This is a genomic window from Kribbella sp. NPDC058245 (assembly GCF_042882005.1).
Taxonomy (GTDB): Bacteria; Actinomycetota; Actinomycetes; order Propionibacteriales; family Kribbellaceae; genus Kribbella.
The window spans coordinates 1-12,392 of record NZ_JBHVWY010000006.1; the positions used below are offsets into that span (position 1 = coordinate 1).

At 66.3% G+C, this 12,392-nt stretch carries 10 protein-coding genes; 7 read left to right on the top strand and 3 right to left on the bottom strand.

The features are described from left to right. Nucleotides 1-130: 130 nt before the first annotated feature. Nucleotides 131-508: a DUF6284 family protein gene (locus ACFVWG_RS15010; RefSeq protein WP_391543835.1), complete on the bottom strand. Its 378-nt coding sequence runs from the start codon at nt 506-508 to the stop codon at nt 131-133. A gap of 155 nt (nt 509-663) precedes the next feature. On the opposite strand from ACFVWG_RS15010, the gene ACFVWG_RS15015 reads away from it, so the two are divergent. From ACFVWG_RS15015 to ACFVWG_RS15030, 4 genes are read left to right on the top strand one after another with little or no spacing between them, the layout of a single operon-like run. After that, nucleotides 664-1,047: a GntR family transcriptional regulator gene (locus ACFVWG_RS15015; protein WP_391543836.1), complete on the top strand. Its 384-nt coding sequence runs from the start codon at nt 664-666 to the stop codon at nt 1,045-1,047. Nucleotides 1,048-1,100: 53 nt separating this feature from the next. Next, a complete protein-coding gene (locus ACFVWG_RS15020; protein WP_391543838.1) occupies nt 1,101-2,465 on the top strand; it encodes a hypothetical protein in 1,365 nt (454 codons plus the stop codon). After that, nucleotides 2,462-3,037: an NUDIX domain-containing protein gene (locus tag ACFVWG_RS15025; protein WP_391543839.1), complete on the top strand. Its 576-nt coding sequence runs from the start codon at nt 2,462-2,464 to the stop codon at nt 3,035-3,037. The genes ACFVWG_RS15020 and ACFVWG_RS15025 overlap by 4 nt, the downstream gene beginning before the upstream one ends. After that, a complete protein-coding gene (locus ACFVWG_RS15030) occupies nt 3,030-3,416 on the top strand; it encodes a MazG nucleotide pyrophosphohydrolase domain-containing protein (protein WP_391543840.1) in 387 nt (128 codons plus the stop codon). Before ACFVWG_RS15025 ends, ACFVWG_RS15030 begins: the two co-directional genes overlap by 8 nt. A gap of 5 nt (nt 3,417-3,421) precedes the next feature. Here the strand turns inward: ACFVWG_RS15030 and ACFVWG_RS15035 are convergent, their stop codons facing one another. After that, nucleotides 3,422-4,255 (bottom strand): hypothetical protein, encoded by an 834-nt coding sequence (locus ACFVWG_RS15035; RefSeq protein WP_391543841.1) that lies wholly within the window; start codon nt 4,253-4,255, stop codon nt 3,422-3,424. A gap of 615 nt (nt 4,256-4,870) precedes the next feature. Between ACFVWG_RS15035 and ACFVWG_RS15040 the strand changes: the two genes are divergently transcribed. After that, complete coding sequence (locus tag ACFVWG_RS15040) at nt 4,871-6,028, top strand: hypothetical protein (protein WP_391543842.1); 1,158 nt, start codon at nt 4,871-4,873, stop codon at nt 6,026-6,028. 12 nt (nt 6,029-6,040) lie between these two features. On the opposite strand, the gene ACFVWG_RS15045 is transcribed toward ACFVWG_RS15040, so the two are convergent. Next, nucleotides 6,041-6,577, bottom strand: coding sequence for a TetR/AcrR family transcriptional regulator (locus tag ACFVWG_RS15045; protein ID WP_391543844.1), 537 nt, complete (start codon nt 6,575-6,577; stop codon nt 6,041-6,043). A gap of 181 nt (nt 6,578-6,758) precedes the next feature. On the opposite strand from ACFVWG_RS15045, the gene ACFVWG_RS15050 reads away from it, so the two are divergent. Together ACFVWG_RS15050 and ACFVWG_RS15055 are read left to right on the top strand one after the other, a co-directional pair. Then, the gene (locus ACFVWG_RS15050) at nt 6,759-8,960 is read left to right on the top strand and encodes a hypothetical protein (RefSeq protein WP_391543845.1); all 2,202 of its coding nucleotides are present in this window, start codon (nt 6,759-6,761) and stop codon (nt 8,958-8,960) included. A gap of 234 nt (nt 8,961-9,194) precedes the next feature. Then, a complete protein-coding gene (locus tag ACFVWG_RS15055; RefSeq protein ID WP_391543846.1) occupies nt 9,195-11,672 on the top strand; it encodes a polysaccharide lyase family 8 super-sandwich domain-containing protein in 2,478 nt (825 codons plus the stop codon). Nucleotides 11,673-12,392: the final 720 nt, after the last annotated feature.

Sequence of the window (12,392 nt, forward strand, 5' to 3'; positions counted from 1 at the left end):
ACCGGCGGCACAGTAGCGAGAGTGGCGTGGACCTGCGCCCGGCGCAGGCGGTAGAGCTCGCTCTGGACGCTCAGCGCGTCGTCGGCGTCTTGCAGATTCAGGGTCGCCTCGTGGGCGTGGTCGACGGCGGTCATGCCGCACCGCCGATCTCGTACGCGTAGAACGTGACAATCGTGTCGTGCCGGTCCCAGGTCGAGCCGCAGGCACCGCACTGCTCTCCGCCACCGGACAAGGTGCTCGTGACGACATTGCCCGGGCATCCGCACGGGGCGGCGCGCGTGCCGTCAAGGTCTCGCAACCGGCGGGTGACGGCCAAGACGCGGTGCTCGGCGCGACGAACACGACGACGATCGATGTCGGACATGTTCGGACCGGTCGAAAGCTGAGTGATCTGGGCGTCCAGCAGGTCAAGCTCAGCCGCGATCAGCGGCCATTCCAGCTCGATCGCCACCAGATCGGCGGCGGACGGCTCATCGTCCCGAAGGACCGGAAGGTGGATGATGCTCATTGGGTTGTGCTCCTCTACGCAATGGATTGGTGCGGCCCAGACGCCTCGGCGGTTGCACCCGCCGGGGCGTCACTTCGATTGCCCTAGCGTGCCCTAGGGCAATCGAATCTGTCAATACACCGCCGTGCCCTAGTGGTTTCCGGTACGGTTATTGAGTGGCGATCGACCGGAGCAGCGCGCAGCCGCTGCAAGCTCAGTTGGCAGAAGACATCCGCCGCCGAATCCGTGCAGGAGAGTTCCCGGCGGGGGCGAAGCTTCCACCACTCCGTGCACTGACGACCGAGTACGACGTGGCCGAAATGACGCTCCACAACGCGATTCGGGAGCTGCAGCGAGAAGGGCTGCTCGTGTCCTCCCGTGGCCGGGGCACTTTCGTCAGTGAGGACCTGTCCGGCCTCGATCCCGAAGGCGCTCAACCGGCGTCCGTCCAGGACCAGCTCGCGGAGCTGCGTAGGACCGTGGAGGACCTGACGGTGAGGCTTGAATCGCTGGAATCTCATAGCGACAAGTCAACGGCCGATCGAGGCACCAAACCATGAAAGGCGTCTGCAACTCGTCTGCAAATTGCTCTGCACATCGGCGGTCTAGCTGAATGAATCTGCAGAGCGGGGCATGGACCTCCGAGACCGTTCAAGCGCTGCAAGACGCCTACCGTGCCGTGAATCCGGCGATGACGGACGAGGCGTTTGCACAGGACGTTCTCGGGGTTGCGCCGCGCACGCTGTACAACTGGCGGAAGCGTCCGCGGACCCCTCTCAGGCCAGATATGCAGGGGGTGATGTCCCGCGCGTTGACCGATGCACCTGAGGCCGTCGTTGAACGCTTCAGGGAGATGCGCCCCGCGCTGGTGGCCGGGAACTCTTCACCCAAGGCCGGCCACTCGTTGACTGTCTACCCTTCCGGCCTAGACGTGGCCGTGACGATCCTCCAAAACCTTGCGGAGCCGTCGGCCGACAGCGTCGTGTATCGCCCCGACGATCTCGCCGCAACCGTGCTCGACTGGCTGATGTCGGCCGTAGGGCAAGCCGTTGTCAGCGCCGACGGAAGCCGCGTCACGAGCGCGAATGTGCAGCAGGTCCGGGCGATGATCACGGCCATTGACACGATTGAACGGCGTGCGGGTGGTGCCGAGTGTCGAGCAACGGCCCGCAAGTATCTGCACGATGTCGCCTTGCCCTTGCTCCAAAGGGAGATCGAGTCGCAAGCTCGCTCTGAGCTCTTCTCTGCCGTGGCCGAGCTGTGCGAGATCGTCGGATGGATGTACTACGACGCCGGACACCATGGCATGGGGCAGGCGTACTTCACTCAGGCGCTCCGGCTGGCGCGCGAGGTCGGAGATGTCGCGTTGTCGGCGTACCTGATGACCAGCATCACGCACCAGGCGCTCCACATCGGTCAGGCTGCATCTGCCTTGCGCGTGGCCAGAGTCGCTCAGAATGTCGCTGAGTCCGCTGGTAGCCCGCCGGTCCTCGTTGAGGCCGATCTGCTGGTTGCTCGATCGCATGCCGCTCTCGGGGCGGTTGGGGACGCAACAGCCGCACTCCACCAAGCTGAGCGATCCTATGAGCGGATCGAGTCGGGGACGCCGCGCGCTTGGGAGCCTGAGTGGGATGAAATCATGTTCGCCAGCCACGCAGGGACCTGCTGGAACGACCTTGGCAACACCAAGGAAGCGAGGAGGCATCTCACTCAGGTTTGGGAAGGATCGGGAGACCGACCCAGACGCCGAATCTACAGTGCCGCCGAACTCGGGATTGCGGCCGCCCGGGAAGGTGAACTCGAGCTGGCTTGTCACTACGGCGCGGAAATAGTCGCGCTGACCGACAACGTTGACTCCAACCGCGCACACCGCCACCTCGAACGTCTAGCCGCGAAGCTCAAGCCATTCACGACCACGCAGGTTGTTCGAGACTTCTTCGACCAAAGCGGGCTCAACCCAGAAGGTGCAGGTAAATGACCCACCCCTATCGCGAAGCCGACGTAGCTGCCGATGGTGAGCCGGAGAAGGAATTCAACGCTGGCATAGCCGCCAGACTGCCGAAGAAGACCACCGCAGCCGGTGCCCTTGTCCGCAACAGCGAAGGTCTGATCCTCTTCCTAGAGGCGGTCTACAAGCCGACCCTTGAGATCCCCGGCGGGGTCACCGAGTTCGACGAGTCGCCGCTAGACGCTGTTCGTCGTGAAGCTCGCGAGGAAATCGGGATCGACATCGAAATCGGGCCGCCACTCGTGGTGGACTGGATCCCGGCATCAGGCCCGTGGTTCGACGGGATCATGTTCATCTTCGACGGCGGCGTACTCACCGATGAGCAGATTTCCCAGATCACCTTGGACGACACCGAAGCCCGACGCTTCCAGTTCATGACGCTCGACCAGGCGAGTGACCGCATGCGCCCCTCCATGGTTCGGCGACTCGCCCGCGCCCAGGAGGCACTCGCACAAGGCTTTCCGCTCTACACCGAGTACGGCCGCCACCCCGAACCGAAGGCCGTCGAGACAGTGCCGGCCGAACGGCCCGCCGGTGAGTGAATCGCCCTGGCGGAAGGTCCGCGAGTTCCACGAGGTCTTCGGGCTGTCACACCCTGACCGCCCGACTCCTCTGGCACCTGAGCTCGCCGAAGCCCGCCAGCGCATCCTTGACGAAGAAGTCCGTGAGGTCGCCGAGGCAGCTCAAGGCGGCAATCTAGTCGAGATCGCCCACGAACTGGCCGACGTCGTCTACGCCGCCTACGGAACGGCCATCAGCTACGGCATCGACCTAGACGCTGTCATCACCGAGATCCACCGCGCCAACATGACGAAGCTCGACCGCGACGGGCGCCCGATTGAGCGTGACGGCAAGGTCCAGAAGAGCGACCTGTACGAGCCGCCGGACGTCGCTCGTGTACTAAAACCGTCAGGAAGTTAATTCACCTAAGTGCCGCGCGCGACCTTGATCAGGCTCATAACCGCTTCGAGTACTGGGCCGAGGTCTGTGGTCGCTCCAGCCGGACCGGCATCATCAAGTGAATACTCGGGTGATGCGAATACTCGGCGAGCAAACTGTTCGCGCAACGCACGACGCTGCTCGTCCTCCATATCGGCCGCATAGGCATCCAGCGTCCTGAGCTGCACTGACATAACCTTCGCCCATCTACCCGCCCGGCGATGCTGCGACGATTCCCGCGCCATATAGCCGAATGCAGCGAGTCCAGACAGGCCAATCCCCACGTGCGCCAGCGATGCCCCGAGACTGGCGGGAAGCTTTGCGGCACTAAATACCGAGAATGATATTAGCAATAGCAGAAGACAGATTGCGGTGATCCGGAATACCTCAGCGAGCCTATTCTCTCGGTCTCCATAGGAACTGAAGGCCTCGGACAGCTCACCCTCAGCAACAGTAGAGGCCGCCCTCTGCGCAGACAGCTTGAGTTTTTCGAGCTCATTCGCAGCCGCATCCAATCGTCGCTGACGTGCAATTGAGTCGATTGCCTCTCCAGCATCACTAGAAGTCCTGGAGACAGCCTTATGTTCGGCAGAGTGATATCCCTCGCCAGCCTTGCCTCTAAGCGTTCCGTTCTCGAAATCGACTATTAGGCGATTGCAGGATTGCCTCAGGTATTCCTCAATCTCACTTGCGAGATCGTAGGCATCGGCTTCATCCCAAGAATCCGCATCTGCAGCCTCAGCGAATATATGAAGTCGGCGCACAAATGAACTGATTACCCCATCATCAAGATACAGATAGATATGCGGCGCCAGCCTCACCTTCTCTGAACCCTGTTCTTCATTTGGAAATGAACATATGGCGACTAGCCTGTGCACTGCCAATTGGAGACGCTTCCCGCCTGGCCTAGACACACCAGGTTCGGCCATAACATGGTTAGTCAGATTACTAGCCAATCGACCCAATTGTGCTATCTTCAACCCCATCTCAGGGTCAACTTGCGTGTCGAGAATCAAGAGCCCACCCCATTTCAGACTATCGACAATGAAGATAGCCCCTCGCCGCGTAGATTTGTATGCGCCACACGAGAGCTGGACACCACCCAGCCGGGTCACGCGGCTAGCGCAGCACCTGGTGTCAGCACCGAAGCCCTGTGCCCGATCCGTGCCCGATCCGTGCCCGATTGGACGGCTAGCGTCGGTTAGGGGCGGTCGGCGACGGTCAATCGAGCCCGGATTTGCCCCTAGGCGTGGCCACGCTCAGCCGTCTGGCGGATGACAAGTCAGTTCCCAAGCTGACAGTGCGAGTTCGATTCTCGTCACCCGCTCCACGAGAATGTTCGCCCCGGTGATGCCCCCCGGGCGGTTATACGCTCAGGCGTCCTTCGGGTGACCGGTCGCCCGCCCCTTTGTCAGCACATGTCGAGGCGCATACCCATGACGAGTACGGCGGCGAAAGCCCTCGGAGCGTGGTTGGGCCTCGGCGCCCTCCTGCTCATCGGCCTGATCTACGAACTGCCCGCCCTGTCCGTGCTGCTGGTCGGATGGATGCTCGTCTATTTCGTCGTGGCGGGCTTCGTGGTCGCCGATGCGATCCGCCTGCGGCGGCGCCAGGACCTGCACGCGCTGCAGGCCTCGGCGAATCTGGTGAAGATCGCCGCCATCCCGTTCTTCGTCCTGAACTTCGTCGCGCTGACCAGAGTCGTCATCCACGTCGGCTCAGCCGATAAGGACCACTTCGGTTTGCGCGGATTCCTGACCGCGTTGCTGTTCGTCGTCCTGACCTACCTCGTGCTGCTGCCGACTTCGGCGTACACGGTGGGTTGTCTGACGCTGATGCGCAAGACCGATCGGATCGGCCCGGTCTTTTACGGCCTGCACCTGATTCTGCAGTTCCTCTTCGTCACCGACATCGTCGGCGCGATGGTCGTGATCGAGGTCGCCCGGAACCGCCTCGGTACGGCGCGCCCGCCGAGTGTGGTGACGAAGCACCTGCTGACCGGTGTGCTGCTCGTGTTTTCGACCCTCTCGACGATCTGGCTGGTCGTCGTCGGGGTGTACTACCTCGATTGGCGGATCTTCGTCGGCACCACCTTGGACTTCCAGCTCGCCATCGTCCCGGCCGTGGCGTTCATGGTCCTCGTGGTCGTCCCGGTCGTGCCGCTGGTCGCCCTCCGGATCGCGGTCCGGTACTTCCTGGCCGACGACCTCGACGCGCTCCGGCGCTCGAACCGCGCGGTCAAGCTGACGATGATCCCGCTGTTCGTCCAGAACCTCGTCCTCGCGCTGGTCATCACCGGAGTGCTGTCGGCCCTCTCGCTCTACCTCGTGAGGTCGACGAGCGATCTGTGGTTCACCGCGACCATCGCCTCGCTGAGCCTCGCTCCCGGCCTCATCTGCGGCTACCTGATGCTGCTGCCGACCTCGATCTACGGGATCGCCTGCCTGGCGCTGCTGATGCGGCGACGAGCCATCACCCCGGCCTTCTGTGCCGTCAACGTGATCGCGCATCTCTTCTTCGTGACCGATGTGATCAGTGCCCTCGTCGTCGCCCGCCGAGCCGGGCACATCCTGGCGGGTCGATCAAACGGTTGATCGTTGCCCTGATCAACGATGCGGCGCGAGCAGTGCACTGAGCTGCTCCGCGATCAGCGCGCGCGGCGGTCCGAGGCCGGTGACCGCGAGCGCGCCGGTCCAGCTGACCAGGGTCTGCCGAGCAAGAGCCTGTACGTCGGCCGCCGGGCGCAGCTCGCCGCTGGTTTGGGCGGCGCGGTAGAACCGCTCACACGCGGCCAGCACGGCATCCGAGCGGGACTGGGTCTGACGCCGTACCTCCGGATCGTTGCCCAGGTCCACGAGCTGGTGCGCGGCAGCGGCCAGGAGAAAGGTGCGGAGGGCGGCCAACGGCGACGCGTGGCGGGACGCGGCCTCGTCGGCCTCGGGCAGCACCTGCTGCGCGGACCGAGTGGCTGCGGCGAGCAGCAGGCCGCGTTTGGAGCCGAACCGCTGCATCAACGTCGGCGCCGCCAGCCCGGCCCGCTCACCGACCGCTGCCAGGGTCAGCCGCGCGGGCCCGGACTCGGCCAGCACCCGGCGCGTCGCGTCCAGGATCGCGTCGTCACTCACCAGCCGCGGACGGGCCATCTCCGGCCTCCGAATTTGTGAATGGCGATTCGCTAATTGACGGGATCGTAACAGATCCGTGGTCGATCAGTTAGGTACGTCAACGGGTGAAGTAACGGGGATCCCGACGGGGCCCACGGCCGAGCCCGCTGTCCGGTCCCCCGTCCGCGGGCCGGGCTCGTCGTACCAACGGGAGCTCTCGATGCGTTTCGCCCGCACTGCTTTGGGCCTGCTGCTGACCCTGATCGGCCTGGTCGTCGGCGTCGCCGGTGCCGCCGCCGCGTTCTGGCTGGTAGGACCGGACAACACCATCTCCACCGGCGGCCGGTCGCTGACCAGCGACGGCCTGGCCGTGGTCACCGCACCCGACCTGCTCGACCGGCACGGCCCGACCCTGCGCGTCAGCGTGACCGGGTCGAAGCCGCTCTTCGTCGGCATCGCGCAGGACCTCGACGTCGCCGACTACCTGGCCGGCGCCGCCCACACCCGCGTGATCCGGTACGACGTACCGTCCACGATCAGCACCCAGACCATGAACGGCTTCGAGAACAAGCTGACGCCGCCCGGCGATCTGGACTGGTGGGTGGCGAAGTCCGGGGGCACCGGCGGCCAGTCGATCGCCTGGCCGATGCAGGACGGCCGCTACTCGGTCGTCGTGATGAACGCCGACGGCACGCCGGCGGTCGACGCGAAGGTGAGCTTCGGGATCGAGCTACACCGGTCGTTCGGGATCAGCCTGCTCGTGCTCGGCGCCGGGATCGTGGCTCTCACGCTGGGGATCGCCCTGGCGTTCCGTCGGCCATCGGCGGCCTCGGATGCGGAAGACGTGGACGCGGTTACTGAGACCGGAACGGCTCCGGTTCGGAGCGACAGTCCGTTCGCTCCGGTCGGCCGGGTGCCCGCGATGCTCGACGACGTCCCGGCGTACCGGGCGCCCGACGTACGGCCGGTTGAGCACGTGACCGCGGATGAGGCGACCGAGACGCTCGCGGTGATCGCTCAGCCGTCGTCGACGCCCGCCGTGTCGGCGGCTCCGCATCAGGCTGCGGTTCTCGCGGGTCCGAATGCTCCGACCCAGGCTCTGGACCCGACCACGCCGGCCACTCCGGCCGTCCCGGCTCCGGTCGCGGCTCCGGCTCGGCAGGCGGTTCCGGCTCGGCAGGCTCCTGGCCGATCGACTCCGGGAGTGCAGCCGTTGCGGTCGGCGCCGATGCTGATGTCGCCCGCGGCGGTTGCCCGGGCGAAGTCCCGCGCGGCGCTGCCGACCACCACCGCGCCCGCGGCTCCGCTCACCACTCCCACGCCGGCCTGGGATGCGGAGGGCGCTGCCCAGCCGACTCGCCAGGCCGAGCCCACTCCGCCCGCGGAGACGCTCCCGCTGGATGAGTCGCCGGAGTTCGTGAAGAGCGACGAGGCGGTCAAGCGGACGGCAGCTCTCCTGGCCAGCGGCGCTTTGTTGCTGACAGCAACGAGCTGCGGCCTGATGCCGCCGAAGAACAACCTGACGGTCCCCGACCGTCGGCCCGCGGTCACCGTCATCGACGCCAAGGCCGTGGTGACCAAGTACAACGAGGTCAACAACAAGGCCAACGCGACCCGCGACGACAAACTCGCCGCCACCATCGAGTCCCAGCCGACGCTCGCCCAGACCCTGGCCGGCTTCCAGATCGGCCGCAAGCTCGACGCCGCCGGCAAGGCCACGGACAAGCCGTTCACGTTCACCGACCCGGTTGTCGGTGCGCCCGAGTTCGCGGCGTACCCGATGCGCTTCGTCGTCACATCCGGCGTCTCAGGCGCCGCAGGCACCCGCCAGCTCGGCGTGTGGGAGCGCGAGAGCGCAGGCGCCCCCTGGCTGCTGACGCACTCGGTCTACCCCGGCCAGTCCATCGCCCTCCCGGCCATGGAAGGCGTGCGGACCCCCAGCCGCGCCGACGTGACCAACCTCGCCACCCACCCGACCGCGGTCGCACCGACCCTGGCGGCGTACCTGAGCGGCGGTCCGAAGGCCGCCGAAGCCAAGGCGTTCACCCCCTCCCCCGGCATGGCCAAGCTGCTCGAGCAGCGCGCCAAGTCGAAGGTCACCGACGCCGCCGAGTCCTACATCGCCGCCGTCAGCGACACCTTCAAGCCGGCCGGCACCCCGGTCACCTTCATCACCGCCGACGGCGAAGGCCTCGTCTTCCTCGCGCTGACCGAGCAGTACCTCCAGCGCGTCGAGCCAGGCTCCAACGCCTACTGGACCAGCGGTGAGGCGACAGCCTTCAGCAGCATGGTCAAGTACACCCAGGCCCTGCACCAGGACTACCTCCACCAAATAGCCCTGGTCATCCCTTCCAAGACCACCGGCGGGCCGATCCGCATCCTCTCCATGGACGGCCAACTCGTTGGGGCCGGCGGCTCCTGACCCCAGCCGCCCCGGCGCTCCGCGGCCACTTGTCGGGGGTGCGCAGAGCCGGTGGTGGGCTTGAACAAGAAATCACCTGTCCGGGGCCACCACATCCTGTTCACGGCCACGATTGCCGGGCGCGGCCGGTGACTCCGCACCGCTCAAAGTGAAGGGTGGTAACCGCTTGCCGGAAGATAGTTCCGGCTGATTGACTCCCGGGGTGAGGTTTTTCCCATCGCCCTGGGAGTTCTTGTGGATATCACCCGCCGCCGCTTGCTGTCGCTTGTCCCCGCCACCGCGCTGCTGACCGCCGTACGACCAGTGAGCGCAGGAGCCGCCACGGCGGACGAGCCGGACCAGTTGCTGGCCAACGCGATCGCGATCTACGCCGGTACGGCGGCCTCCAACGCGCGCCCCGAGGTCGCTGCAAAGGTCTCCGCGATCGACGCGACCGCGCGGACCTGGCTCGCCGCGATGGACCGAGCCGGCGCCAACGAGCTGTTCGCCGGCCTCCCACTCGGGACCAGCGATCCGAACCTGAGCGCGTCGTACCAGCATCTCTATGAGATCGCGCTCGCCTACCGCCGTCCCGGGCCGGCCTCCGACCTGCAGGGCAACGCGCAGATCCGCGCCAAGATCGCCGACGGCCTTCAGCGCCTGTCCGACGGTTGGTACGGCGATCAGTCGACCGGGTATTACGGCAACTGGTTCACGTGGGAGATCGGGATCTCCACGTTCGTCTCCAAGACGCTCGCCCTGATCGACGCCCCCGCCACCCTCGTCACGCCGTACGTCGCCTCGATGGACGCCTACCTGCGGAACGGGAAGAACGGCGACGTCGACCTCGACTCGCGATTCCACACCGGCGCCAACCTCGTCGACATCACCGCGAACCGAGTCCTGCAAGGCGCGCTGCTCGGCGACGACGCCCGGATCCGCAAGGCGCTGCAGGATCAGTTCACGGTCTTCGCGACCGTCGATCCGTACAACCTGCAGCACGGCGTCACCGACGGGTACTACGCCGACGGTTCCTTCATCCAGCACGCATCCGTGGCCTACACCGGCTCCTACGGCAAAGCTCTGCTCAGCCGGGTCGTCCAGACCATCAAGATCCTCGACAACACGTCGTACGCACAGACCGATCAGCTGGTTGGCGTCGTACAGGGCTGGGTCGAGCACGGGTTCGCGCCGCTGATCTTCGAGGGCTGGATGATGGAGATCGTCAAGGGCCGCGCGGTCTCCCGAACCACCACCGGGTACGACGATGTGGCCGTCGTCGTGGAGGCGGTCGTCGACCTGGCGGACTATGCGACCACGCAGGACGCGGCGCGGTTGAAGGGGTTCGCCAAGTTCACCGCGCGACCGACGATCAACCCGAACAGCTTCGTCTCGCCGGTGAGCATCGCGCGGTTCGCGGACCTGCGGGCCGATCCCACGATCGTGCCGGCCGATCTCAACCCGGCGGCCAGCAGCGTCGCGTTCAACGCGATGGACCGGACGGTGCACCGTCGGCCCGGATTCGCCTTCGCACTGGCGCGGAACTCGGATCGCATCAGCAAGTACGAGTACATGAGCGGCGAGAACCTGATGCCGTGGTTCCAGGGCGACGGCGCGCACTACCTGTATCTGACCGGCCAGGACCAAACCCGCTCGTACGGCGTCGACTACTTCACCACCATCTCGCCGTACGCGCTCGCCGGGGTGACCGCTCCGGTCGAGACCCGCAAGACCATCCCGGAGCTCTACGGGACCGCGTACTACGACAACCCGCCGCAGTTCACGGCGTCGTCGGAGGCGCAGAACACCTACGTCTACTTCCCGACCGGCACCAACAAGTACTCCGGTGGCGCCACCCTCGGCGCGTACGGCGCGGCTGGCTGGGTGCAGTCCGACGACTTCGCCTACGCGTCCCGCGACGAACTCCCGGACAACTTCGTCACCTACCGGAACGCGTCCGCGACCAAGTCCTGGTTCCTGCTCGACGACGAGATCGTGGTCCTCGCGGCTGGTATCCGTGACAGCGACCGCGCGGTCACCACCACCCTCGACACCCGCATCGCGGACCCCAGCGAGGCTGTGACCATCACCGGTGAGGGCCGGCCTTGGACCGGTTCCGGCAGGCCCCGCTGGCTGCGCTACGCGACCGCGAATAATGTTGCCGTCGGCTACTACTTCCTGACCCCCGCCGACCTCACCGCAGACGTGCAGCAGGTCACCCGCAGCCGTCGCGTGATCCGAACCGCCAACCCGGACACCCCCGTCACCAAGCAGGTCTTCGCCCTCACCGCCGCCCAACCCGCCGGCTCCACCCGCTCACTCGCCTACGCACTCGTCCCCCACGCGACCGAGCCCGCGCTCCGCGCCTACAGCCACGGACGCCTCGCCGTACTGGCCAACACTCCGCGCCTGCAAGCAATCCAACACCAAGGCCTCCGCCTCACCGCCGCCAACACCTTCACCCCAGGCCTACATCACCTGCCCGGCCTCACCATCGACGGCCCCGCCTCGGTCCTCCTCCAACGCACCCCCGCCGGCCTGACCGTCGCCGTCTCCGACCCCACCACCACCCGCGCCACCATCACCCTCAACCTCTGGGCCCGATACCTACGCCCAGTCACCCCCAACCCCGCCGTACAAGTCACCCGAACCCTCACCGGCACCCGCCTGACCTTCACCACCCACCAAACCCACGGCCAATCCCAACAGGTCACCCTCCACCCAGCCCGGTAACCCCGGCCGCCGCCGTCCTGCACTAACGACTGCAGGTGGTCACTCGCCACTAACGACTGCAGGTGGTCACTCGCCACTAACGACTGCAGGTGGTCACTCGCCGCGCCTGCCACCACCTCGCGCCCGCAGGGTGAGCACCCACCAAACGCAGTACCTGCAGTCGCTCGCGCCGGCGTACGACCGACACACCCCGACCGCACTACCGACTGCAGGTGCGGTGCACGGACCGGATGAATCACGCCTGGGCGCGAAGACGGACCAGGCTCGGACCCGACTACCTGCAGTCGCTCGTGCCGACGTACAACGGACACGCCCCGGCGGCACTACCGACTGCAGGTGCGGTGAACGGGCGGGGTGATTCACGCGGGGGCCCGGAGGACGGACCGGACTGGGGGGACTACCTGCAGTCGCTCGTGCCGACGTACGACCGACACGCCCCGGCGGCACTACCGACTGCAGGTGCGGTGAACAGGCGGGGTGATTCACGCGGGGGCCCGGAGGACGGACCCGGCTGGGGGCGACCACCTGCAGTCGCTCGTGCCGACGTACGACCGACACGCCCCGGCGGCACTACGAACTGCAGGTGGGGTGAACGGGCCGCATGATTCGCGCGGGGGCTCGGGGGCGGCCGGGATGGAGGGGCGGACTACCTGCAGTCGGTCGTGCTGGCGGAGGGTGGGTCCGGGCCTAGCTGACTACCTGCAGTCGGTCGTGCGGGGG